The 22,403-nt window shown below is 67.7% G+C and carries 24 protein-coding genes; 14 read left to right on the top strand and 10 right to left on the bottom strand.

Annotation, left to right across the window (positions count from 1 at the left end; all coding sequences use genetic code 11):
• Positions 1-23: 23 nt before the first annotated feature.
• The 3 genes from ACFWAY_RS09400 to ACFWAY_RS09390 are packed head-to-tail and all read right to left on the bottom strand — an operon-like array spanning position 24 to position 2,724.
• Complete coding sequence (locus tag ACFWAY_RS09400) at positions 24-878, bottom strand: DMT family transporter (RefSeq protein WP_378510521.1); 855 nt, start codon at positions 876-878, stop codon at positions 24-26.
• Between the two features lie 19 nt (positions 879-897).
• Positions 898-1,698, bottom strand: a complete 801-nt coding sequence (locus tag ACFWAY_RS09395; RefSeq protein ID WP_378452330.1) for a crotonase/enoyl-CoA hydratase family protein — start codon at positions 1,696-1,698, stop codon at positions 898-900.
• A 57-nt stretch (positions 1,699-1,755) separates the two neighbouring features.
• Positions 1,756-2,724 (bottom strand): SDR family oxidoreductase, encoded by a 969-nt coding sequence (locus ACFWAY_RS09390; RefSeq protein ID WP_378510520.1) that lies wholly within the window; start codon positions 2,722-2,724, stop codon positions 1,756-1,758.
• Between ACFWAY_RS09390 and ACFWAY_RS09385 the strand changes: the two genes are divergently transcribed.
• The 5 genes from ACFWAY_RS09385 to ACFWAY_RS09365 are packed head-to-tail and all read left to right on the top strand — an operon-like array spanning position 2,702 to position 9,954.
• Positions 2,702-3,493: a TIGR03084 family metal-binding protein gene (locus tag ACFWAY_RS09385; protein ID WP_378510519.1), complete on the top strand. Its 792-nt coding sequence runs from the start codon at positions 2,702-2,704 to the stop codon at positions 3,491-3,493. The two genes, ACFWAY_RS09390 and ACFWAY_RS09385, sit on opposite strands and share 23 nt — an antisense overlap.
• On the top strand, positions 3,490-5,196 hold the full coding sequence (locus tag ACFWAY_RS09380; RefSeq protein ID WP_378510518.1) for an acyclic terpene utilization AtuA family protein: 1,707 nt from the start codon (positions 3,490-3,492) through the stop codon (positions 5,194-5,196). The genes ACFWAY_RS09385 and ACFWAY_RS09380 overlap by 4 nt, the downstream gene beginning before the upstream one ends.
• On the top strand, positions 5,193-6,341 hold the full coding sequence (locus ACFWAY_RS09375; RefSeq protein WP_378452326.1) for an acyl-CoA dehydrogenase family protein: 1,149 nt from the start codon (positions 5,193-5,195) through the stop codon (positions 6,339-6,341). The genes ACFWAY_RS09380 and ACFWAY_RS09375 overlap by 4 nt, the downstream gene beginning before the upstream one ends.
• Positions 6,338-7,936 (top strand): acyl-CoA carboxylase subunit beta, encoded by a 1,599-nt coding sequence (locus ACFWAY_RS09370; protein WP_378452325.1) that lies wholly within the window; start codon positions 6,338-6,340, stop codon positions 7,934-7,936. Before ACFWAY_RS09375 ends, ACFWAY_RS09370 begins: the two co-directional genes overlap by 4 nt.
• Positions 7,937-7,944: 8 nt before the next feature.
• Positions 7,945-9,954 (top strand): acetyl/propionyl/methylcrotonyl-CoA carboxylase subunit alpha, encoded by a 2,010-nt coding sequence (locus ACFWAY_RS09365; RefSeq protein ID WP_378452324.1) that lies wholly within the window; start codon positions 7,945-7,947, stop codon positions 9,952-9,954.
• Positions 9,955-9,987: 33 nt separating this feature from the next.
• Here the strand turns inward: ACFWAY_RS09365 and ACFWAY_RS09360 are convergent, their stop codons facing one another.
• Together ACFWAY_RS09360 and ACFWAY_RS09355 are read right to left on the bottom strand one after the other, a co-directional pair.
• Positions 9,988-10,458 (bottom strand): hypothetical protein, encoded by a 471-nt coding sequence (locus ACFWAY_RS09360; RefSeq protein WP_378510559.1) that lies wholly within the window; start codon positions 10,456-10,458, stop codon positions 9,988-9,990.
• 15 nt (positions 10,459-10,473) lie between these two features.
• Positions 10,474-10,830: a hypothetical protein gene (locus ACFWAY_RS09355; protein ID WP_378510517.1), complete on the bottom strand. Its 357-nt coding sequence runs from the start codon at positions 10,828-10,830 to the stop codon at positions 10,474-10,476.
• A 215-nt stretch (positions 10,831-11,045) separates the two neighbouring features.
• On the opposite strand from ACFWAY_RS09355, the gene ACFWAY_RS09350 reads away from it, so the two are divergent.
• From ACFWAY_RS09350 to tuf, 9 genes are all read left to right on the top strand, one after another.
• Positions 11,046-12,236, top strand: coding sequence for an acyl-CoA dehydrogenase family protein (locus ACFWAY_RS09350; RefSeq protein WP_378510516.1), 1,191 nt, complete (start codon positions 11,046-11,048; stop codon positions 12,234-12,236).
• Positions 12,236-13,036, top strand: coding sequence for an enoyl-CoA hydratase family protein (locus tag ACFWAY_RS09345; protein ID WP_378510515.1), 801 nt, complete (start codon positions 12,236-12,238; stop codon positions 13,034-13,036). Before ACFWAY_RS09350 ends, ACFWAY_RS09345 begins: the two co-directional genes overlap by 1 nt.
• Before the next feature lie 59 nt (positions 13,037-13,095).
• The gene (locus ACFWAY_RS09340; protein WP_378452320.1) at positions 13,096-13,737 is read left to right on the top strand and encodes a TetR/AcrR family transcriptional regulator; all 642 of its coding nucleotides are present in this window, start codon (positions 13,096-13,098) and stop codon (positions 13,735-13,737) included.
• A gap of 38 nt (positions 13,738-13,775) precedes the next feature.
• Positions 13,776-14,300, top strand: a complete 525-nt coding sequence (locus ACFWAY_RS09335; protein ID WP_378452319.1) for a DUF3558 domain-containing protein — start codon at positions 13,776-13,778, stop codon at positions 14,298-14,300.
• 11 nt (positions 14,301-14,311) lie between these two features.
• Positions 14,312-14,851: a DUF3558 domain-containing protein gene (locus ACFWAY_RS09330; protein ID WP_378510514.1), complete on the top strand. Its 540-nt coding sequence runs from the start codon at positions 14,312-14,314 to the stop codon at positions 14,849-14,851.
• Between the two features lie 362 nt (positions 14,852-15,213).
• A complete protein-coding gene (gene rpsL / locus ACFWAY_RS09325; protein ID WP_005252198.1) occupies positions 15,214-15,588 on the top strand; it encodes a 30S ribosomal protein S12 in 375 nt (124 codons plus the stop codon).
• Positions 15,588-16,058, top strand: coding sequence for a 30S ribosomal protein S7 (rpsG, locus tag ACFWAY_RS09320; RefSeq protein ID WP_073361026.1), 471 nt, complete (start codon positions 15,588-15,590; stop codon positions 16,056-16,058). The genes rpsL and rpsG overlap by 1 nt, the downstream gene beginning before the upstream one ends.
• 159 nt (positions 16,059-16,217) lie before the next feature.
• Complete coding sequence (gene fusA, locus ACFWAY_RS09315) at positions 16,218-18,320, top strand: elongation factor G (protein WP_378452317.1); 2,103 nt, start codon at positions 16,218-16,220, stop codon at positions 18,318-18,320.
• Between the two features lie 89 nt (positions 18,321-18,409).
• Complete coding sequence (gene tuf, locus ACFWAY_RS09310) at positions 18,410-19,600, top strand: elongation factor Tu (RefSeq protein ID WP_378452316.1); 1,191 nt, start codon at positions 18,410-18,412, stop codon at positions 19,598-19,600.
• A gap of 126 nt (positions 19,601-19,726) precedes the next feature.
• Here the strand turns inward: tuf and ACFWAY_RS09305 are convergent, their stop codons facing one another.
• From ACFWAY_RS09305 to ACFWAY_RS09285, 5 genes are read right to left on the bottom strand one after another with little or no spacing between them, the layout of a single operon-like run.
• The gene (locus ACFWAY_RS09305) at positions 19,727-20,302 is read right to left on the bottom strand and encodes a hypothetical protein (protein WP_378452315.1); all 576 of its coding nucleotides are present in this window, start codon (positions 20,300-20,302) and stop codon (positions 19,727-19,729) included.
• Complete coding sequence (locus ACFWAY_RS09300; RefSeq protein WP_378452314.1) at positions 20,299-21,279, bottom strand: DUF6286 domain-containing protein; 981 nt, start codon at positions 21,277-21,279, stop codon at positions 20,299-20,301. The genes ACFWAY_RS09305 and ACFWAY_RS09300 overlap by 4 nt, the downstream gene beginning before the upstream one ends.
• Positions 21,272-21,451, bottom strand: a complete 180-nt coding sequence (locus ACFWAY_RS09295) for a hypothetical protein (protein ID WP_005252219.1) — start codon at positions 21,449-21,451, stop codon at positions 21,272-21,274. The genes ACFWAY_RS09300 and ACFWAY_RS09295 overlap by 8 nt, the downstream gene beginning before the upstream one ends.
• Positions 21,448-21,762: an Asp23/Gls24 family envelope stress response protein gene (locus ACFWAY_RS09290; protein WP_005252220.1), complete on the bottom strand. Its 315-nt coding sequence runs from the start codon at positions 21,760-21,762 to the stop codon at positions 21,448-21,450. Before ACFWAY_RS09290 ends, ACFWAY_RS09295 begins: the two co-directional genes overlap by 4 nt.
• Positions 21,759-22,220, bottom strand: a complete 462-nt coding sequence (locus tag ACFWAY_RS09285) for an Asp23/Gls24 family envelope stress response protein (RefSeq protein WP_005252221.1) — start codon at positions 22,218-22,220, stop codon at positions 21,759-21,761. Before ACFWAY_RS09285 ends, ACFWAY_RS09290 begins: the two co-directional genes overlap by 4 nt.
• Positions 22,221-22,403 lie beyond the last annotated feature (183 nt).

Genomic DNA, 22,403 nt, shown 5'->3' with positions numbered 1-22,403 from the left:
AGCCCGAACGGTCGGCCGTGCCGCTACCGGTTGCTCAGGACGGAGCCGACGCCGGCCGCGACGACGAGCGCGATCGCGGCCAGCGACTGCAGTCCGAGGACCTGCCCGAGCACGATCACCCCGGCGAGGGTCGCGGCCGCCGGCTCCAGCGCGATGAGCACGGCGAACACTTTCTTGCTCATCACCTGCAGCGCCCGCAGCTCGAGCGAGTACGGAATCACCGACGACAGCAGGGCCACCGCCGCGCCGACGGCCAGGATTCGGGGGTCGAACAGTGCGGTGCCGCCGGACACCGCGCCGAGCGGAAGCGTCAGGGCCGCCGCGACGATGCTCGCTCCGGCCAGGCCGTCCGCGCTGGGAACCGTCGCCGCGAGGTTCGAACCGGCGACGATGTAGCCGGCCCACGCCGCGCCGGCGGTGAGCGCGAATGCCACCCCCACGAGGTCGAGGGACTCGGCGCCCGAGTTCTCGCGCAGGCCGAGCATGACCACGCCGGTCAGCGCCGCCAGCACCCACACCCCGTCCCGGGGTCTTCGCGACAGCACGGCGGCGAGGGTGAGCGGACCCAGGAACTCGATGGTGACGGCGGTGCCGAGCGGGAGCCGCGCGAGGGCCTCGTAGAACGCCGAATTCATCACGGCCAGCGCCACTCCGAGCGCGAGGACACCCTCCCGCTGCGTCCGGGTCCACCGTCGCCACCGCGGCCGCACGATCACCCCGAGGATGAGCGCCGCGATCGTCAGCCGCAGCGACACCGCACCGCCGGCGCCCACCGTCTCGAACAGGGTGCTCGCGAAGGCGGCGCCGAACTGGACGGACAGCACCGATCCGAGGACCGAGACGACGGGAAGAAGCTGACTGCGCGGCTCGGCTGTCACCGGTGTGCGACGCCCGGGTTCACTGGCCGGTGAAGTTCGGGCTGCGGCGATCGAGCATCGCACCGACCGCCTCGTGATGGTCCGCGGTGTGATGGGCGAGCGACTGCATGGCCGCCGACAGTTCGAGAAGGCTCTCGAGGCTCTGGTGACGCCCTTCGCGCAGCAGCTTCTTGGTCATCCGCAGCACCTGCGGCGGGTTGACCGCCACCCGGTCGGCGAGCGCCCGCGCCGCGCCGAGGAGTTCCCCGGGTTCGGTGACCTGCGAGACGAGTCCCCACTCCAGGGCCTTCGCGGCGTCGATCGCGTCACCGGTGAACGCCATCTCGCTGGCCCGCGCCATCCCGACGGCCTGCGGCAGGAACCAGGCGCCGCCGTCGCCGGGGACGAGTCCGACCTTGACGAAGCTCTCGGCGAACACGGCGGCCGTGGACGCGATCCGCATGTCGCACATCAGCGTCAGGTCGCATCCGGCGCCGATTGCAGGTCCGTTGACGGCGGCGATGGTCGGCACCTCGCAGTGGTAGAGGGCCAACGGGATGCGCTGGATGCCGTGCCGGTAACCCTGCCGCAGGTCGGCGGGGGAGCCGCCGAACATTCCGGCGCGGTCGCGCATGTGCTTGACGTTGCCGCCGGAGGAGAACGCCGAACCGGCACCGGTGACGATCGCGACGCGCACGCTGGGATCACCGTTGACGTCGGCCACCGCATTCTCGAGCGCCTCGATCACGTCCGGCTCGGAGATGGGGTTGCGCGCCTCCGGACGGTTGAGGGTCCAGGTGACGATGTCGCCATCGCGGGTGGTGAGCACGGCGTCGGTCATGGACGACTCCCTCGGGTGTGAGCGCGGATTCGAGACCGTCCCAGTCTGTCATTGCGCTCAGATGCCGGTGCGCCGTACCAGTGCGTCGGTCGCGGACGGCGCGAACGTGCCGAGCAGCCGGAACAGTTCGGCGTAACTGGGGAGCAGTTCGATCGGCCGGGTGCGCACGGCGGTGACGAACCACTCCGCCGCCTGCTCGGGAGTCAGGGCCGCCATCGCGTCGTAATCCGTGGTGGGCGCGATCATCGGCGTCCGGACCAAGGGAAAGTCGAGGGTCGTCACCGAGATTCCGCGGTCGCGCAGTTCGGCGCCGAGGCTCCGGCCGAACGCGCCGACGGCCGCCTTGGACGCATGGTAGGCGGAGAACTTGGGCATGACACCGGCAGGCACGCCCCACGTCGCGACGTTGATGATGTGGCCCTCGTGGCGCTCGATCATCGACGGGAGCAACGCGAGGGTCAGCCGCGTCGAGCCGAAGTAGTTGACGGCCATGGTGCGTTCGAAGTCGTGGAAGCGGTCCAGCGAGTCCTCGACCGTCCGCCGGATCGACCGCCCGGCGTTGTTGACGAGAACGTCGACGGGGCCGATCTCCCCGAGCACCTGAGCGACGAGGGCATCGACGGACTCCGGGTCCGTGAGGTCGCAGGGGACGGCGTGCGCGTCGCTACCGGACCGCAGGATGTCGTCGCGCACGGACTCGAGGGCGTCGGAGCCGCGGGCCACGAGGACGACCTCCGCGCCGAGGGCGGCGAGCCGGCGTGCGGCCGCTTCACCGACTCCCGAGGAACCACCGGTGACGAGGATCCGCTTCCCGGCGATGCGGTGGCCGAATCCCGGTACGACTCGGGCGGCCAGCGTGCGCGGGGAGGGGAGTGGGTTGAGCGCGGCATGGGTGAGCAACTGTCGTATCACGTGACCAGCGTGGCAGCTCGCGGGACGATCCGCAGCCAAATAACAATCAATCGTGCTTGCTTTTTTATTGGGTCGGTGTGATGCTGGTCGCATGGCTGAACTGCAGAGGTTCATCGATGACTTGTGCGCCGAGAGCGATTCACTGGACGCCTTGGTCGCCGACCTCCCCGACTCCCGCTGGGCCGATCCGACACCGGCCGAGGGGTGGACCGTCGCCCACCAGATCGGACATCTGCTGTGGACCGACGAGGCCGCCCTCCTGGCGATCACCGACCCCGACGGCTTCGCCGAGCAACTGACGGTGGCCGCCTCGAACCCCGCCGGCTTCGTCGATGCCGGCGCCGAGGAGCACGCCCGTCGGGAACCTGCGGAACTGCTCGCCGCCTGGCGCTCCGCCCGGGCTCGACTGGCGGAGGCTCTCCTGGCGGTGCCGTCGGGACAGAAGATCCTCTGGTACGGCCCGCCGATGAAGGCGGCCTCGATGGCCACCGCCCGGTTGATGGAGACGTGGGCGCACGGCCAGGACGTCGCCGACGCGCTCTCGGTGCCGCGCAAGCCCACCGAGCGGTTGAAGAGCATCGCCCACCTCGGGGTCCGCACCCGCGACTTCGCCTACGCCGTCAACGAACTCGCCCCACCCGCGGAGGAGTTCCGCGTCGAACTCACCGCCCCCGACGGAGTGTCCGTCTGGACGTGGGGCCCCGAGGACGCCGCGCAGAAGGTCGCCGGACCCGCCGAGGACTTCTGCCTGCTCGTCACCCAGCGCGCGAACCGGGCGGATCTCGCCCTCGAGGCCACCGGCGCCGACGCGGACGCGTGGCTGAACATCGCCCAGGCCTTCGCGGGCCCCGCGGGCGGCGGCCGCGAGGCGGGAACCCGATGACCGTGCGGATCGGCAACTGCTCCGGCTTCTACGGCGACCGTCTGTCGGCGATGCGCGAGATGCTCGAAGGCGGCGAGCTCGACTATCTGACCGGCGACTACCTCGCCGAACTCACCATGCTGATCCTCGGACGCGACCGCATGAAGGACCCGAACCGCGGCTACGCCAAGACGTTCCTCCGTCAGGCGGAGGACTGCCTCGGGCCGGCCCTCGACCAGGGTGTCCGCATCGTCGCGAACGCCGGCGGGCTCAACCCGGCCGGTCTCGCGGACGCATTGCGGGAGGTGAACGACAAGCTGGGGCTGCGGGCGAAGATCGCCCACGTCGAAGGCGACGACCTGATCGGCCGGGCCGCCGAACTGGGTCTGGGCAGCCCGCTGACTGCCAACGCCTACCTCGGAGCGTGGGGCATTCTCGAATGCCTGAACGCCGGCGCCGACGTCGTCGTCACCGGGCGTGTCACCGACGCGTCCGTGATCGTGGGTCCGGCGGCCGCCCACTTCGGCTGGCAGCGAGACGCTTTCGACCAGCTCGCCGGCGCCGTGGTGGCCGGGCACGTCATCGAGTGCGGCACCCAGGCGACGGGCGGCAACTACGCGTTCTTCACCGAGATCGACGACCTCGACCGACCCGGATTCCCGATCGCCGAGATCGACTCGGACGGATCGTCCGTCATCACCAAGCACCCCGGGACCGGTGGCGCCGTGAACGTCGGCACCGTCACCGCGCAGTTGCTGTACGAGATCACGGGTGGCCGCTACGCCGGCCCCGACGTGACGGCGCGGATCGACTCCGCCGCAGTGTCGCAGGACGGTCCCGACCGCGTGCGCATCAGTGGCGTCGTCGGGGAGGCGCCGCCGCCGCAGCTCAAGGTGTCGCTGAACACGCTCGCGGGATTCCGCAACGAGGCCGTGTTCGTCCTCACCGGCCTCGACATCGAGGCCAAGGCGGCCCTGGTGAAGCGGCAGCTCGAGGGGTGGCTTCCCACCCGGCCGGCCGAACTCGACTGGTCGCTCGCCCGCACCGATCACCCGGACGCCGACACCGAGGAGGCCGCGAGCGCGCTGCTGCGCTGCGTGGTCCGGGATTCCGACGCCAACGCGGTCGGGCGCGGATTCTCCTCCGTCGCAGTCGAAATGGCGCTGGCGAGTTATCCCGGCTTCACGCTGACGGCGCCGCCCGGGCAAGGGCAGCCCTACGGTGTGTTCACCCCGGGATACGTGTACGCCAAGGAGGCGCCACACGTCGCGGTGCTGCCGGACGGAACGCGCGTCGACATCGAACCCGCCACCGATGTCCGGGAACTCGAAGATGTCGGCGAGCCCGCGCTCCCGGAGCCGCGGGGCGCCGAACCCACGGTCCGGGTGGCGCTCGGCACCATCGCCGGAGCGCGCAGCGGAGACAAGGGCGGCAACGCGAACGTCGGCGTGTGGGTGCGCACCGACGAGCAGTGGCAGTGGCTGGCCCACGCACTGACCGTCGACGAGCTGAAGCTCCTCCTCCCGGAGGCAGCCGACCTCACCGTCACGAGGTATGTGCTGCCGAAACTGCGCGCTGTCAACTTCGTGATCGAGGGAATCCTCGGGCAGGGCGTCGCGTCCCAGGCCCGGTTCGACCCGCAGGCCAAGGGTCTCGGCGAATGGCTGAGATCCCGGCATCTCGACATACCGGAAGCACTCCTCCCCGAAGGGACGACGTTGTGAGCGTGTGGGACACACCCGAGCGGCAGGAACTGCGCAAGACGGTGCGCAGCTTCGTCGAACGGCAGGTACTGCCGCACCTGGACGACTGGGAACGCGACGGCGAACTGCCCCGCACACTGCACCGGGAGGCTGCCGAACTCGGACTCCTCGGCGCCGGCTTCCCCGCATCCGTCGGGGGCGAGGGCGGCGACCTCGTCGACGCGGTGCTGATCTGCGAGGAATTCCACCAGGCGGGTGCATCGGGTGGCGCGTTCGCTTCCCTGTTCACGTCGGGAATCGCGCTGCCGCACCTCGCCGCGGCCGGTGACCCGGAGCAGATCGAGAAGTGGGTCCGCCCCACCCTGCGCGGCGAGCTCATCGGCTCGCTCGCCATCACCGAACCCGGCGGCGGTTCCGACGTCGGGCATCTGCGGACCACCGCGGTCCGCGACGGCGACCACTTCGTCGTCAACGGGTCCAAGACGTTCATCACGTCCGCCGTCAGGGCCGACTTCGTGGTCACCGCCGTCCGCACCGGCGGTCCCGGCGCGTCCGGGGTCTCCCTGCTCGTGATCGAGAAGGGCACACCGGGATTCGAGGTGGCACGCAAGCTCGACAAGATGGGCTGGCGTGCATCGGACACGGCCGAGTTGTCGTTCGTCGACGCACGGGTCCCCGCCGCCAACCTGGTCGGCGAGGAGAACAGCGGGTTCGCGCAGATCGCCCAGGCGTTCCTCACCGAGCGCATCGCCCTCGCCGCGCAGGCCTACTCGAGCGCGCAACGGTGCCTCGACCTCACGCTGCAGTGGGTGCGCGACCGCGAGACGTTCGGCCGTCCGCTGATCAGCAGGCAGTCGGTGCAGAACACGGTCACCGAGATGGCGCGCAAGACCGACGTGGCCCGCGTCTACACGAGAGCGCTGGTGGAGCGTTCGCTGGTGTCGAACGAGGACTTCATCGCGGAGGTCTGCTTCGCGAAGAACACCGCGGTCGAGGCGGGCGAGTGGGTGGCCAACCAGGCCGTCCAGCTGTTCGGCGGCCTCGGCTACATGCGGGAGAGTGAAGTGGAACGGCAGTACCGCGACATGCGCATCCTCGGAATCGGTGGCGGTACCACCGAGATCCTGACGGGGCTCGCGGCCAAGCGATTGGGGTATCAGTCATGACCACGTTGAAGTCCACGCTGGACACGGGTTCCGAAGAGTACGCCGCGGCGGCGAAGGCCATGACGGAGAAGCTCGCCGAGATCGACACCGAGCACGCCAAGGCGCTCGCGGGCGGCGGCGAGAAGTACACCGAGCGGCACAAGAAGCGCGGCAAGCTCCTCGCCCGGGAGCGCATCGAACTGCTCCTCGACCCCGACTCGCCGTTCCTCGAACTGTGCCCGCTCGCGGCATGGGGCAGCGACTTTCCGGTCGGTGCCAGCACTGTCGTGGGCATCGGCGTGGTGGAAGGCGTCGAGTGCCTGATCGTCGCCAACGACCCGACGGTGCGCGGCGGCACCAGCAACCCGTGGACGTTGCGGAAGGGATTCCGCGCCAACGACATCGCCCGGCAGAACCGGCTCCCCGTCATCTCCCTCGTGGAGTCCGGCGGCGCGGACCTCCCCACCCAGAAGGAAGTGTTCATACCCGGTGGCCGCATGTTCCGCGACCTCACCCAGCTCTCCGCCGCGGGCATCCCGACCATCGCCCTCGTCTTCGGCAACTCGACGGCGGGCGGCGCGTACATCCCCGGCATGTCCGATCACGTCGTCATGATCAAGGAACGGTCCAAGGTGTTCCTCGCCGGACCGCCCCTCGTCAAGATGGCCACCGGCGAGGAATCCGACGACGAAACCCTCGGCGGCGCCGAGATGCACGCCCGCAAGTCCGGCCTCGCCGACTACTTCGCGATCGACGAGCAGGACGCCATCCGGATCGGCCGCAGCATCGTCAAGCGCCTGAACTGGAAGAAGCAGGGGCCCGCGCCGCGGGCCGAGGTCATCGAACCGCTCGCGGACCCCGAGGAACTGCTCGGCATCGTCCCCGCCGACCTCAAGGTCCCGTTCGATCCCCGAGAGGTGATCGCCCGCATCGTCGACGGCTCCGATTTCGACGAGTTCAAGCCGATGTACGGGTCGTCACTCGTCACGGGCTGGGCCGAGCTGCACGGGTATCCGGTGGGCATCCTCGCCAACGCGCGCGGCGTGCTGTTCAGCGAGGAATCGCAGAAGGCCACCCAGTTCATCCAGCTGGCCAACCGCTCCAACACACCACTGTTGTTCCTGCACAACACGACCGGCTACATGGTGGGCAAGGAGTACGAGGAGGGCGGAATGATCAAACACGGGTCGATGATGATCAACGCCGTGTCCAACTCCACTGTCCCGCACATCTCGATCCTGCTCGGCGCGTCCTACGGCGCCGGCCACTACGGCATGTGCGGACGCGCATTCGACCCGCGTTTCCTGTTCGCCTGGCCCAGCTCCAAGTCCGCCGTCATGGGCGGGGCGCAGCTGGCCGGGGTCATCTCCATCGTCAGCCGCGCCTCCGCCGAGGCCCGCGGGCAGGCGTTCGACGAGGAGGCCGACGCCGGCATGCGCGCCATGATCGAGAACCAGATCGAGGCGGAATCCGTGCCGATGTTCCTGTCCGGTCGCCTCTACGACGATGGCGTGATCGACCCGCGCGACACCCGAACCGTGGTGGGAATGTGCCTGTCGGCCATTGCCAACGCCCCGATCGAAGGCGCCGAGAACTTCGGCGTCTTCCGGATGTGAGGCCCGAAATGATCCAGTCCGTACTGGTTGCCAATCGTGGTGAGATCGCCCGCCGCGTCTTCGCCACCTGCCGTCGCGCGGGCATCGGGACCGTCGCCGTGTTTTCGGACGCCGACGCACTCAGCCCACACGTCGCCGAGGCCGACGCCGCGGTCCGGTTGCCGGGCAACAGTCCCGTCGACACCTACCTGCGCGGCGACCTCGTCATCGAGGCGGCACTGCTCGCCGGTGCCGATGCCATCCACCCCGGCTACGGGTTCCTCTCCGAGAACGCGGACTTCGCGCGCGCCGTCCACGACGCGGGGCTGACGTGGATCGGGCCGCCCGCGCCCGCCATCGAGATGATGGGTTCCAAGGTGGAGTCCAAGAAGATGATGGCCGCCGCCGGTGTCCCGGTGCTGGCCGAACTCGATCCGGGCGCCGTCACCGAAGCCGACCTGCCGGTGCTCGTCAAGGCGTCCGCCGGTGGCGGCGGACGCGGCATGCGCGTCGTGCGTGAGCTCGCGGACCTCCCGGAACAGCTGGAAGGCGCCCGCCGCGAAGCGCAATCGGCCTTCGGTGACCCGACTGTGTTCTGCGAGCGGTACCTGGAAACGGGCAGGCACATCGAGGTCCAGGTGATGGCCGACCGGCACGGAACCGTCTGGGCGGTGGGGGAGCGTGAATGCTCCATCCAGCGTCGGCACCAGAAGGTGGTGGAAGAGGCGCCGTCGCCGTTGGTCGAAGCCCTCCCGGGGATGCGCGAGCGGCTGTTCGAGGCCGCCCGGCTCGCGGCGAAGGCGATCGACTACGAGGGTGCGGGAACGGTCGAGTTCCTGGCTTCCGGTCGAGCGGAGCGAGGGGGAGATGACCCGGACGACGGGAACTTCTTCTTCCTCGAGATGAATACCCGGCTGCAGGTGGAGCATCCGGTCACCGAATGCACCACCGGCCTCGACCTCGTCGACCTGCAGTTGCAGGTCGCTGCAGGCGGCAGGCTCGACCCCGAACCGCCCGCCGTGTCCGGCCATTCCATCGAGGTCCGGCTGTACGCCGAGGATCCGGCGCAGAACTGGCAGCCACAGAGCGGACCGGTCCACCGTCTGGACCTTCCCGAGAATGCGGTCGAATTCGACGTGCTGCGCTCCCCGGGCATCCGCCTGGACTCCGGCGTGGTCGACGGATCCACCGTCGGCGTGCACTACGACCCGATGCTCGCGAAGGTCATCTCGTTCGCGCCCACCCGCACGCAGGCGGCCACCCGGCTGGCGACGGCCCTGAGTCGCGCGCAGATTCATGGACTGCGCACCAACCGCGACCTCCTCGTCAACGTGCTCCGCCACCCGGCATTCCTCGCCGGCGACACGGACACCGCCTTCTTCGAAACCCACGGGCTGGACGTGCTGGCGCGTCCGCTGGCGTCGGCCGACACCGAGCGACTGTCGGCGCTGGCCGCCGCACTCGCGGACGCTGCGCACAACCGCGACGTCGCGACGGTCGACTCGACGCTCCCCAGCGGATGGCGGAATCTGGCGTCCGCGCCGCAGAGCAAGACGTTCACGGGCACCGGCGGCGACATCGAGATCCGGTACCTGCTCACCCGGAACGGGCTGAGGGCCGAGGGCTTCGACGACGTCGCGCTCGTGTCGGCCACGGCGCGGCACGTCGCACTGGACGTCGCGGGGCTACGCCGCTCGTTCGCGGTGTCCCGGTACGGGGACGACGTGTTCGTCGACTCCGCCCTGGGCCCGGTGAGCCTGCTCGCCGCACCGCGATTCACCGATCCGAGCGCCGTCGTCGCCGAGGGGTCGCTGCTCGCGCCGATGCCGGGTTCCGTCATCCGCCTCGGCGCCGAGGTCGGCGACTCCGTGACCGCCGGTCAGCCGATCGTGTGGCTCGAGGCGATGAAGATGGAACACACGATCAAGGCACCGGCCTCCGGTGTCCTCACCGAACTTTCCGTGACCGCCGGTCAGCAGGTCGACGTGGGAACGGTCCTGGCAGTAGTCGAAGCAGCGCAGCCCCAAAGAGAGTCTTAACGGTTCCCCGAATGAAGGCGGGAGATTCCACGCTCAGACCGCACACACATCCGACCCGAAGGAGGAATGCGCATGTCTGACAACGTCAACACGAGTGTGGCCCCGTTCTGCCACAGCCAGGATCACCCTGGCAGCGTTCCTGTCCCGGCAGTCGGTATATCCGCAATTCCGACACAGGAAGGTTCGTTCCGCGAGTCCGAGTCGCTGCTTGGCTCTCGCGCATCTGGAGTCGTGCCGCACCTGTCGTGCGGCCTTCTTGTGCAGCTTCGCGGCTTCTCTCCGTGCCCGCTGGTATCCCTTGGACTGCGGTCCACGCTTGCCGCTATGGCGCCTGGCCATCTTTCGCTGCGCCTTACCAAGCTCTGCGGAACAGCGCTTCCGGTGCCCGAGATATGGCAGGTCGAACCCGGGACTCGTGGTCGTGGCTGTTACGGATACATCCCAGTCGATGCCGATCCCACTGGTTTCGTCGACAGTGGGGGCAGCGACGGCTTCGCGTCGCACCACGAACGACGCGTATCAGTGCCCGAGCGAATCTCGATGCACCCGCACACTGGTCGGCTTGGACGGCAGCTCCCGCGACCAGACCACCGGGATCACGATGCCTTTGGCGAGAGACAGCCGACCGTTGCGGACCGAGAACCCTCGGGACGTGTACTCCAGCGCAGGGAGAGATTTATTGCGCGCCTTGAATGCTGGGCGTCCTCGACCCTTCACCGTGAACGAGTGCTCCAAAGCCTTCGCGTAAGTCCTCAGCGTCTGCTGTTGAGGGACCTGCGCACCTTCGCGCAGCCACGCGTTACGTCCGCGCGCCTCGGTCAGCAGCTTTCCGAGCTTCGCGAACGTCGGCTTGAGTCCGGTCTTCTGCTGCCGCACAGCCTCATTCCAAAGGTATCGGCAGCGATGCCACTCGGATTCGAGCGCGCGCACAGCCATCACGCCTGGCCGGAGCCGATAGCTGTACCGCACAACCTCTTCCACACCTCGACCGTAGTCAGGAGCACCGACATGTACAGACGCCAGACACGTCACACCCGCCCAGAAGGCTCCGTACCTGACCCGAAGGGTGGGGTCTCCGCCCGTGAGTCCCGATGAGATTCATCGAGACAGAAGAACAGAAGGAACTCCGCGCCTCGGTGTCGAGGCTCGGGGAGCGTTTCAACTACGTCGACTACGTGCTGCCCCGGGCGCGGCGCAGCGAACCGCTGACCGAATTGTGGAACGAGGCGGGCAAACTCGGCTTCCTCGGCGTCAACCTTCCCGAGGAATACGGGGGTGGCGGCGCAGGCATCTACGAGCTCGCCCTCGTCCAGGAGGAACTCGCGGCCCACGGCGCCGGCCTCCTGCTGGTGGTCGTGTCGCCGGCGATCTGCGGCACGATCATCGGCAAGTACGGCACCGAGGAGCAGAAGCAGACTTGGCTCCCCGGCCTCGCCGACGGTTCGAAGATCATGGCGTTCGCCATCACCGAGGCCGACGCGGGTTCCAACTCGCACCAGATCACGACCACCGCGCGTCGGGTCCGATCGAGCGAAGCGAGGGGTGATGGTTCAGCCGAGGATTGGCTGCTGTCGGGGAACAAGATCTACATCTCCGGGGTCGACCAGGCCGACGCCGTCCTGATCGTCGCGCGGACCGAGGATTCGAAGACCGGCAAGCTGAAGCCTGCACTGTTCATCGTCCCCACCGACGCCGAGAACTTCGTGAAGACGCCGATGGAGATGGACATCGTCGAGCCCGACCACCAGTTCATGCTGTTCCTCGACGACGTCCGGCTGCCCGCCGACGCGCTCGTCGGCGAGGCCGATGCGGCGTTGATGCAGTTGTTCGCGGGTCTCAACCCCGAACGCATTCTCGGCGCCGCCATGGCGATCGGCATGGGCCGCTACGCGCTGGACGCCGCGGTGCGGTTCGCGAAGGAACGCACGGTGTGGAAGGAGCCGATCGGCGCGCACCAGGGCATCTCGCATCCGCTGGCGCAGATCAAGATCGAACTCGAACTCGCCAAGCTGATGATGCAGAAGGCGGCCGTCCTCTACGACAGCGGCGACGACTTCGGCGCCGCCGAGGCCGCCAACATGGCCAAGTACGCCGCCGCCGAGGCCAGCATCAAGGCACTCGACCAGGCCGTCCAGACGCACGGCGGCGCAGGCCTGACCAAGGAATACGGTCTCGCGGCGATGCTCGGTGCGGCGCGCATCGCCCGCGTGGCTCCGGTGAGCCGGGAAATGATCCTGAACTTCGTCTCCCAGCACTCGCTCGGGCTGCCGAAGTCGTACTGATGTCGAACGGACAGCACATGACCGACGTGGAAGCCGACCGGTACGTCCGGTACGAGGTGAGCCGGGGGTTCGCCACCCTCACCCTCGATTCGCCCCACAACAGGAACGCGATCTCCCGCAGGCTCGTGGGCGAACTGCTGCAGGGATTGCGGGACGCCGCCGCGGACGACGACGTCCGCGGCGTCGTCCTCACCCACACCGGCGGCACGTTCTGCGCCGGGGCGGATCTGAGTGAGACGTCCGGCGACGTCGGCTCGCGGACCCGGCAGATGGCCGACCTGCTGCGGGCCATCGTCGAGTTGCCCAAGCCGGTGATCGCCCGGATCGACGGTCACGTCAGGGCCGGGGGCATGGGATTGGTCGGGGCCTGCGACATCGCCGTCGCCGGCCCGCGCAGCACCTTCGCGCTCACCGAGGTCCGGCTCGGACTCGCCGCGTCGATCATCTCGTTGACGGTGCTGCCCCGGATCGATTCGCGAGCCGCGAGCCGCTACCTCCTCACCGGCGAGAAGTTCGGTGTCCACGAGGCGGAGGCCATCGGGCTGATCAGTGAGTCCGCCGAGGATCCAGAGGACACCGTCGAGGAATTGCTCGACCAGTTGCGGCAGGCGTCGCCGCAGGGTCTGGCCGAGTCGAAGACCCTGACGACCCGTGGCGTGCTCGCAGACTTCGACCGCTACACCGACGAGCTGACCGCCCAGTCGGCGAGGCTGTTCGAATCCGAGGAGGCGCGGGAAGGCATGATGGCGTTCCTGCAGAAGCGGCCGCCGAGATGGGCCTCCGGCCCCGTGCGTGGTTGACGAGTCTCAGGACTCGTCGAGTACTCACGGGCGCGCAGCGCGACGAGAGGAAGTGACACATGACCCGCGAACCGAAGCAGGACCGCAGCCGGGTCACGCGCGGGCATCTCCTCGCGGTCACCATCGACTGCCTCGCCGAACTCGGCTGGGGTGCCACCACGGTGAGCCTCGTCGCCCAGCGCGCCGGCGTGTCCCGCGGCGCGACCCAGCACCATTTCCCGACCCGCGAGGACCTCATCACCGCGGCGCTCGAGGTCATGTTCGACGCCCGGATGGAGCAGGCCCGGCGCGAGGCCACCGACCTGCCGACCGGGGAGGGACGCACCGAGGCCGTGGTGTCGCGGCTCGTCGACTACTACACGGGCACCTTGTTCAAGGCGGCGCTGCAGGTATGGACGGCCGCCGCCGCCGACCCCGAACTCCGGGCCCGGATCGTGCCGCTCGAGGAGCGGTTCGGCCGGATCGCGCACCGCACCGCCGTCGAACACTTCGGCTTCGACGACGCCGACCCGGTGGCGCACCGGCTCGTCCAGGCCACCCTCGATCTCGCACGCGGACTCGGTCTGGCCGACGTGCTCACGGACGACTCCAAGCGACGGGCGGAGATCGTGCGGCAGTGGGCGGCGCAGCTGGATGCCGCACTACCGCGGAGCGGTGAATCGATAGGGCCGCGGAGGCTCGACGCGGCCGTTCTCGACTGACCGGGCAAAGATCGCGGGGATCGGTAGAGTCACCGACCATGGGCCGGAAATGGGGATTGCTCGTCCTGATCACCGTCGCGGCCGGTCTGGTCGGCTGCGGGGGAGACGGAGACGATTCCGGTACCGAACCCGCCGCGCAGCAGCTCCCGCAGGTGACCGATCCGGGCCCGTTCTTCGGTCAGTGCGGTTCGGTCACGGACGACGAGGTGGCGAAGGCGTTCGGGATGCCGCCCTTCACCGGGGTGACGCGTAATTCCGTCGGCTGCGAGTGGGAAACCGCGGGAATAGGTGGTCCCAGCGTGACGTTCTCCTGGTACCGCGGCAGTCCCATCGGCCGCGAGCGGGCGGGTTCCGAGCTGATCGGCAGGCCGGCCACCGACATCGACGTCCAGGGACATCCCGGATTCATTGCATCGTCCGAAGGAATTCTGTGTGAACTCGGTGTGGAGTTCGGGGGCGACTTCGTTCACTGGTCGGTGATGTACGCGGACGCGCAACCCGCGGCGGACCCGTGCAAGGTGGCGCGCGATCTCGCCGAACTCAGCGTGTCGAGGGCCAAGTGAGCGGGGGAGTGATGAGCAGCGGGACGTTGCGCGTCGTGCGGGTGCTGGCCGCGGCCACCGCGGTCGGGCTGATCGCGGGGTGCGGGTCGACGATCGACGGCTCGCCCAGGGCCGAGGGGGCGGCCTCGTCCGGCGACACCGAACAGTTCACGGCCCTGCTGGAGGAGTGCAACGCCGTCGCCGACGACCAGATCGCCCAGACCGTCGGCGCCGACGCCATTCAACGGGGCTTCTTCGGCGCGATCTGCCGGTGGGACGCGGTCGGTGCCAACGGTCCCGTGAAGGTGACGTTCAACTGGTTCGAGACAGGTTCACTCGACACGGAGAAGTCGACCGGCGAGAAGCTCGGCTACGCCGTGGAGTCCTCCACCATCCAGGGCCGCAAGGCCGTCGTGATGCGTCCCCCCGGTGATCCGGGGGCGTGCGGAGTGACGGTCGGATCGCCCTCCGCGGGCGTCGTCGGCTGGTGGGTACAGTTCCAGACGGGGGCGGCAGACCCGTGTGAGGCGGCATCGACGCTTGCGGATCTGACGCTCAATCTGAGTAGTTGATGTGCCCGTGCCCGTACCGACAGCTCCAAGCAGTGCCCCACATCCCAGGTCAGCCCTTACCACTGCCAGCCCACTTTGACCTTCCGGCGCGCCGCCGGGTATCGTTGTGGGTCGTGTCCGGCATGCCCGGGCCGATCTGTGTGCCTAGCGAGGTATTGCCGTGCGCGCGTTCGTGCAGATTTCTGCATGGAACGAGCATCCGGCTGCCTGTGTGGGGGTATGCGACACACCCGACCTCGGGTGCAGCTCGAGGTGTGGGTGAGGGGCAGCAGCTCTCTTGCCCCAACTGCTAGATCCCTAATTTCAGAACAGCCAAGGTTGCTTGTCCAGAGCAGTCTGTTCAACACGAAGAAAGCCGGTAAATGCCAACCATCAACCAGCTGGTCCGCAAGGGCCGCCGCGACAAGACCGCGAAGGTCAAGACGGCAGCCCTCAAGGGCAGCCCGCAGCGCCGTGGCGTGTGCACCCGCGTGTACACCACCACCCCGAAGAAGCCGAACTCGGCGCTCCGTAAGGTCGCGCGTGTGCGCTTGACCAGCTCCGTCGAGGTCACCGCTTACATCCCGGGCGAGGGCCACAACCTGCAGGAGCACTCGATGGTGCTCGTTCGCGGTGGTCGCGTGAAGGACCTCCCGGGTGTGCGCTACAAGATCATCCGCGGCTCCCTCGACACCCAGGGTGTCAAGGGCCGCAAGCAGGCCCGCAGCCGCTACGGCGCCAAGAAGGAGAAGAGCTAATGCCACGTAAGGGCCCCGCTCCTAAGCGTCCGCTCATCAACGACCCGGTCTACGGTTCGCCCCTGGTGACGCAGCTCGTCAACAAGATCCTGATGGACGGCAAGAAGTCCACCGCCGAGCGCATCGTCTACGAAGCACTCGAGCAGGCGCGCGAGAAGACCGGCACCGATCCGGTCGTCACCCTCAAGCGCGCACTGGACAACGTCAAGCCTGCCCTCGAGGTTCGCAGCCGCCGTGTCGGTGGCGCGACCTACCAGGTGCCGGTCGAGGTTCGTCCGGGCCGTTCCACCACCCTCGCGCTGCGCTGGCTGGTGACCTTCTCCCGGCAGCGCCGCGAGAAGACGATGGTCGAGCGTCTCGCCAACGAGCTCCTCGATGCCAGCAACGGCCTCGGTGCCGCTGTGAAGCGTCGTGAGGACACTCACAAGATGGCCGAAGCCAACAAGGCATTCGCCCACTACCGCTGGTGACGTCACGTCGGAGCAGTCACCAACCGTGACTGCTCCGGCGTCGTCGCACGTCGGTCCCCACCAGGGACCGGCTGATCTACAACTCGAGACAATGGCCCCGCTGGTGAACACCGGGGAGGCCGATACCCGATACACGAGCTACGAGCGGGGAAGAATCCTGTGGCACAGGAAGTGCTGACCGACCTGAACAAGGTCCGCAACATCGGCATCATGGCGCACATCGATGCCGGCAAGACCACGACCACCGAGCGCATCCTGTTCTACACCGGTGTCAATTACAAGATCGGCGAGACGCACGACGGAGCGTCGACGACGGACTGGATGGAGCAGGAGAAGGAACGCGGCATCACGATCACCTCTGCCGCGGTGACCTGCTTCTGGAACAACAACCAGATCAACATCATCGACACGCCCGGCCACGTCGACTTCACCGTCGAGGTGGAGCGTTCGCTCCGCGTGCTCGACGGCGCTGTTGCCGTGTTCGACGGCAAGGAGGGCGTCGAGCCCCAGTCGGAGCAGGTGTGGCGTCAGGCCGCCAAGTACGACGTTCCGCGCATCTGTTTCGTCAACAAGATGGACAAGATGGGCGCGGACTTCTACTTCACGGTCCAGACCATCATCGACCGCCTCGGCGCGAAGCCGCTCGTCCTCCAGCTGCCGATCGGCGCCGAGGACGACTTCGACGGCGTCGTAGACCTGGTCGAGATGAAGGCCATCACCTGGCGTGGCGTCGTGCCGACGGGTGCCGCGCCCACCATCGAGGAGATCCCCGCGGATCTGGCCGACAAGGCTGCCGAGTACCGCGAGAAGCTGCTCGAGACCGTTGCCGAGTCCGACGAATCTCTCATGGAGAAGTACTTCGCCGGTGAGGAACTCTCCGTCGAGGAGATCAAGGGCGCCATCCGCAAGATGACGGTCGCCTCCGAGCTGTACCCGGTTCTGTGTGGTTCCGCGTTCAAGAACAAGGGCGTTCAGCCCATGCTCGACGCGGTCATCGACTACCTGCCGAACCCGCTGGACATCGGCGAGGTCCAGGGTCACGCCCTGGGCAACGAAGAAGAGATCCTCACGCGTAAGCCGAGCAAGGAAGAGCCGTTCTCGGCTCTGGCCTTCAAGATCGCTTCGCACCCCTTCTTCGGCAAGCTGACGTTCGTCCGCGTGTACTCCGGCCGGATCGATCCGGGCGCCCAGGTCATGAACGCGACCAAGGGCAAGAAGGAGCGCATCGGAAAGCTCTTCCAGATGCACGCCAACAAGGAGAACCCGGTCGACGAGGCCGTGGCCGGCCACATCTACGCGATGATCGGTCTGAAGGACACCACGACCGGTGACACGCTGTGTGCACAGGACGCGCCGATCGTGCTCGAGTCCATGAGCTTCCCGGACCCGGTCATCCAGGTCTCGATCGAGCCCAAGACCAAGTCCGACCAGGAGAAGCTGGGCACCGCGATCCAGAAGCTCGCCGAAGAGGACCCGACGTTCTCCGTCGAGCTCGACGAGGAGACCGGCCAGACCGTCATCGGCGGCATGGGCGAGCTCCACCTCGACATCCTCGTCGACCGTATGCGTCGCGAGTTCAAGGTCGAGGCCAACGTCGGCAAGCCGCAGGTTGCCTACCGCGAGACCATCACCAAGAAGGTCGAGAAGCACGACTACACCCACAAGAAGCAGACGGGTGGATCGGGCCAGTTCGCCAAGGTGATCATCGCGCTGGAGCCGTTCGTCGGCGAAGACGGTGCCACCTACGAGTTCGAGAACAAGGTCTCCGGCGGTCGTATCCCTCGCGAGTACATCCCTTCCGTGGATGCAGGCGCGCAGGACGCGATGCAGTACGGCGTTCTTGCCGGCTACCCGCTGGTGAACCTGAAGCTGTCGCTGCTCGACGGTGCGTACCACGATGTCGACTCGTCGGAAATGGCCTTCAAGGTTGCCGGTTCGCAGGCGCTGAAGGAAGCCGCCCGCAAGGCCGGCCCGGTCATTCTCGAGCCGCTCATGGCTGTCGAGGTCACCACACCCGAGGAGTACATGGGTGACGTGATCGGCGACCTGAACTCCCGCCGTGGCCAGATCCAGGCCATGGAGGAACGCAGTGGTGCCCGTGTCGTGAAGGCGCTGGTTCCGCTCTCGGAGATGTTTGGTTACATCGGTGATCTGCGGTCGAAGACCCAGGGCCGGGCGAACTTCTCCATGGTGTTCGATTCCTACGCAGAGGTTCCCGCGAACGTCTCGAAGGAAATCATCGCCAAGGCGACCGGCGAGTAACCTCGGTTCCAGCCGGCCGAAGCACGACCCAGTAATAACAACCGCACTGCTGCATACCGCAAGCATCAATCAGTCCAGGAGGACACACAGTGGCGAAGGCGAAGTTCGAGCGGACGAAGCCGCACGTGAACATCGGCACCATCGGTCACGTCGACCACGGCAAGACCACGCTGACCGCGGCCATCACCAAGGTTCTGCACGACGCGTACCCGGATCTCAACGAGGCCTCGGCCTTCGACGAGATCGACAAGGCTCCTGAGGAGAAGGCTCGCGGTATCACGATCAACATCTCGCATGTTGAGTACCAGACCGAGAAGCGCCACTACGCGCACGTCGACGCTCCCGGTCACGCCGACTACATCAAGAACATGATCACCGGTGCGGCGCAGATGGACGGCGCCATCCTTGTGGTCGCGGCCACCGACGGCCCGATGCCCCAGACGCGTGAGCACGTGCTGCTCGCCCGCCAGGTCGGCGTGCCGTACATCCTCGTCGCCCTGAACAAGGCCGACATGGTGGACGACGACGAGATCATCGAGCTCGTCGAGATGGAGGTCCGTGAGCTCCTCGCTGCGCAGGAGTTCGACGAGGAAGCTCCCGTCGTCAAGGTCTCCGCTCTGAAGGCGCTCGAGGGCGACCCGGAGTGGACCAAGAACATCCTCGAGCTCATGGCTGCGGTCGACGAGTCGATCCCGGACCCGGTCCGCGAGACCGACAAGCCGTTCCTCATGCCCGTCGAGGACGTCTTCACGATCACCGGTCGTGGCACCGTCGTCACCGGTCGTATCGAGCGTGGCTCGGTCAACGTCAACGAAGAGGTCGAGATCGTCGGCATCAAGGAGACGGTCACCAAGACCACGGTCACCGGTATCGAGATGTTCCGCAAGCTCCTCGACTCGGGCCAGGCCGGTGACAACGTCGGTCTGCTGGTTCGTGGTATCAAGCGCGAAGATGTCGAGCGTGGACAGGTTGTCGTCAAGCCCGGCACCACCACCCCGCACACCGAGTTCGAGGGCCAGGCGTACATCCTGTCCAAGGACGAGGGCGGCCGCCACACGCCGTTCTTCAACAACTACCGTCCGCAGTTCTACTTCCGTACCACGGACGTGACGGGCGTTGTGACGCTGCCCGAGGGCACCGAGATGGTCATGCCCGGTGACAACACCGAGATGTCCGTCAAGCTGATCCAGCCCGTCGCCATGGACGAGGGCCTGCGCTTCGCGATCCGCGAAGGCGGCCGTACCGTCGGCGCCGGCAAGGTCACGAAGATCAACAAGTGATCTAGCTCCACCAACGCCAATGGCGCCCACCCTCAGGGGTGGGCGCCATTGGCGTTTCGGGGTACACGCTCAGCGGTAGTTCAAACGCATCCCATTCTCGGAGGTCGCCGACCGGAACGCCCCGTGTCAGTTTTCGACGTGCGCCGGGTGGTCGGCGCGGTCGAGGTGGAGCAGGACCTGGGTAGCGACCTGTTCACCGCCGAGGGTCGATGCGACCCACGATGCGACGTCCTCGGATTTGCGGGTGAAGTCGTAGATGTCGAGGGTGGGGTCGGCGGTCACGACGATCGACAGGGTGGGGAGTCCGCGTTCGACCACGGCGCGAGCGCGTGTCTGCCGGACTCCGGGGTACTGGCCGAGTTCGCTGGCGACCCCGTTGGCGAGCGAGCCGAGGTCGACGGTGACGTAGGTGCCCGATTCGCGATCCGGTACGGCGACGGGGGACGTGCGTCGCCGGGTGAGATCCAGGGCGAGGAGCACGATCCCGAAGACCAGTCCCACGACGACCGTCGCGGCGAGTGCCCAGCCCCACCAGTCCTGGTCGGGGAGTGCGGTGACGCGCGCGCGGTCGTATCGCGACACCCATTCGCGGACGATCGGAACCTGCAGGTCCCAGGCCACGGCGTAGGCGCCGAATCCGAGGAGTGCGAGCCCGACGAGCAGGACGATGACCCGGTTGACGGCGGCCGTCCGATGTCTCACGGCTTCACCTGCACTCGGAGTTCGGGAGACGTGCCGAGCAGCGACAGCGTCGGTTCCACGGCCTCGCGGACGGAGATGGCCACGTCCCCGGCGGGTGTCGACTCGGTGCGTACCACGCGAACGGTGACGTGCTTGCGGTCGACCGTCGTGTGCGCCGACAGCACTCCGGGGACGGTCTTGGCGTGGCTGCTGGAGTTGCGAGCGAGGTCCGTGGGGCGCAGCCAGACGATCGGGGTGTCACCCACCGCGAGCGGCAGGTGGGTGCGCGGCCGCGGTTTGAGGGCCGCGACGATGAATACGACCCCCAGGACGATCGCGCCCGCGGCGACGGGGACGATCCACTCGGACCAGTGCAGCCGGCCCAGCCATTGCACGGTGTTGCGGATCCAGGGCGCGTTGGCGAAGGTGCCGCGCATGATGAGCAGTTCACGCGCCGCGACGACCGCGAGACCGAGAGCTCCGACGGCGACGATGATTGCGGCGGGCACAGCGGCCGGAGTCGCGCGCGGCGTGCGTGGCCGGACGGGCGCCACCGGGGCGGGCGGCACGGCGGGGTCGCCTTGTTCGGAGTAGCGGCTTTCGGCCGAACTGTCCTCGGGTGCTGCGGATTCCGTTCCGACGACCACGATGTTGAGTTCGATGACCGGCATGCCCGTCATCTGCTCGACCTGATGGTGCACCTGTGCGCGGAGCCGACGGTTGACGAGGTCGAGGTGGCATGGCCACTGGACCGCGATGTACAGGTTGATCGCGACGGCGCCCGCTCCCGTCGAGACGTCGGCGCGGGGGAGTTCCCGACCCGTCAGGCGGGACAGCCCACCGGACTGCTTGACGACGCCGGGTACCTGGAGCGCTGCGGCGACGGCGATCTTCACGACGGCGCGCTCCTTGATTACCAGCTCGCCGCGTAGGGCGGTGTCGTCGAGCGCCGCGTCGTCGTGGGGACCGGCGGTGGGTGCGGTGAAGGGTTCAGCCACGGCCGCGGCTTCGGAGGATGGCGCCGAGATCGAGGTGGCCGTCGCGGTGCGCGCCGACGGCCATGCCCAGCGCTCCGAGGAGGACGGCGAAGACGAATCCGCTGAAACCGCCGAGGATGCCGGCGATGGCGAGAAGTAACCCGACGATCAGGCCTGTGATTGTGCTGTTCATTGAGCTTGTCCTGTCTCTGTCAGGAGATCTTCGATGGTCACGTCGACCGGGACGTCCACCAGCGATTCCACTGCGGCCCGCACTCTTTCGGCGGTGTCGACGACGTTGGCGGGGTAGCGAGCCGCGAGGTGGACGGCACAGGACGTGGGGCCGACGGTCACTCCGGTCACCCGGCGTCCGGGCAGGTAGGTCGCGACTTCACCGAACGCGCCGCCGTGCATCGCTGCCACTCCCGGGGTTGCGAGGACGGCGGCGACGATGCGTTCGGAGATGTCCTCGGCGTGGGTGTCCGGTGGAAGTGGTCCGGTCACTGCACCCTCGGTTTGCCGTCGAGCTCGGACGCGGCCTCGGATTCGTCGAAGAGCATGACGTCGAAGACGGTGATGTTCACTTCGGTCACTTCCAGCCCGGTCATGCGCTCGACGGCCGCGATGACGTTGCGCCGGATGCCGACCGCGAGTTCGTGCAGTGCGACGCCGTATTCCGCGACGATGCCGATGTCGATGGCGGCCTGCTTCTCGCCGACTTCGACGGCGACGCCCTGGGCGTGGTTGACGCGGGCGCCGGGGATCCGATCGCGGAGAGCGCCGACAGCGCGTGCGGTGCCGCCGCCCACGTCGTAGACGCCGTTGATCTCACGGGTGGCGATACCTGCGATCTTGGCGACGACGGCGTCCGCGATGATGGTCCGTCCCTCGGAACTGACGAGTTCCGGTGTCGCCCCGGCACCGAACTGCACGCGGCTGCGTGCGCCTGAATCGCTGGTCATCGTGGATCCCCTTCGAGTCGCCTGCCTTCTCTTCAACAGTAATGATCACCGACCGTACGCGTGGTCTCCCACGCGCCTTTCCGCCCGCGGATCTGCCCGCGGGAGCGCCGAAAAATATTTGATATGACTAGCCGGTAGCATCTGGCGTGATGCAGGTAACAGAGATACGGCACGACGGAAGGA

The organism is Rhodococcus sp. NPDC059968 (assembly GCF_042738615.1).
Lineage (GTDB): Bacteria > Actinomycetota > Actinomycetes > Mycobacteriales > Mycobacteriaceae > Rhodococcus_F.
This window is presented reverse-complemented; position numbering and strand designations above follow the sequence as displayed.

What these genes read in the sequence shown, in the direction of transcription:
- ACFWAY_RS09395 (WP_378452330.1), bottom strand. Translation starts at nt 1,698, where the DNA reads ATGACCGACGCCGTGCTCACCACCCGCGATGGCGACATCGTCACCTGG.
- ACFWAY_RS09385 (WP_378510519.1), top strand. Translation starts at nt 2,702, where the DNA reads ATGGCTGAACTGCAGAGGTTCATCGATGACTTGTGCGCCGAGAGCGAT.
- ACFWAY_RS09390 (WP_378510520.1), bottom strand. Translation starts at nt 2,724, where the DNA reads ATGAACCTCTGCAGTTCAGCCATGCGACCAGCATCACACCGACCCAAT.
- ACFWAY_RS09380 (WP_378510518.1), top strand. Translation starts at nt 3,490, where the DNA reads ATGACCGTGCGGATCGGCAACTGCTCCGGCTTCTACGGCGACCGTCTG.
- ACFWAY_RS09370 (WP_378452325.1), top strand. Translation starts at nt 6,338, where the DNA reads ATGACCACGTTGAAGTCCACGCTGGACACGGGTTCCGAAGAGTACGCC.
- ACFWAY_RS09365 (WP_378452324.1), top strand. Translation starts at nt 7,945, where the DNA reads ATGATCCAGTCCGTACTGGTTGCCAATCGTGGTGAGATCGCCCGCCGC.
- ACFWAY_RS09350 (WP_378510516.1), top strand. Translation starts at nt 11,046, where the DNA reads ATGAGATTCATCGAGACAGAAGAACAGAAGGAACTCCGCGCCTCGGTG.
- ACFWAY_RS09345 (WP_378510515.1), top strand. Translation starts at nt 12,236, where the DNA reads ATGTCGAACGGACAGCACATGACCGACGTGGAAGCCGACCGGTACGTC.
- ACFWAY_RS09340 (WP_378452320.1), top strand. Translation starts at nt 13,096, where the DNA reads ATGACCCGCGAACCGAAGCAGGACCGCAGCCGGGTCACGCGCGGGCAT.
- ACFWAY_RS09335 (WP_378452319.1), top strand. Translation starts at nt 13,776, where the DNA reads ATGGGCCGGAAATGGGGATTGCTCGTCCTGATCACCGTCGCGGCCGGT.
- ACFWAY_RS09330 (WP_378510514.1), top strand. Translation starts at nt 14,312, where the DNA reads ATGAGCAGCGGGACGTTGCGCGTCGTGCGGGTGCTGGCCGCGGCCACC.
- rpsL (WP_005252198.1), top strand. Translation starts at nt 15,214, where the DNA reads ATGCCAACCATCAACCAGCTGGTCCGCAAGGGCCGCCGCGACAAGACC.
- rpsG (WP_073361026.1), top strand. Translation starts at nt 15,588, where the DNA reads ATGCCACGTAAGGGCCCCGCTCCTAAGCGTCCGCTCATCAACGACCCG.
- ACFWAY_RS09295 (WP_005252219.1), bottom strand. Translation starts at nt 21,451, where the DNA reads ATGAACAGCACAATCACAGGCCTGATCGTCGGGTTACTTCTCGCCATC.
- ACFWAY_RS09285 (WP_005252221.1), bottom strand. Translation starts at nt 22,220, where the DNA reads ATGACCAGCGATTCAGGCGCACGCAGCCGCGTGCAGTTCGGTGCCGGG.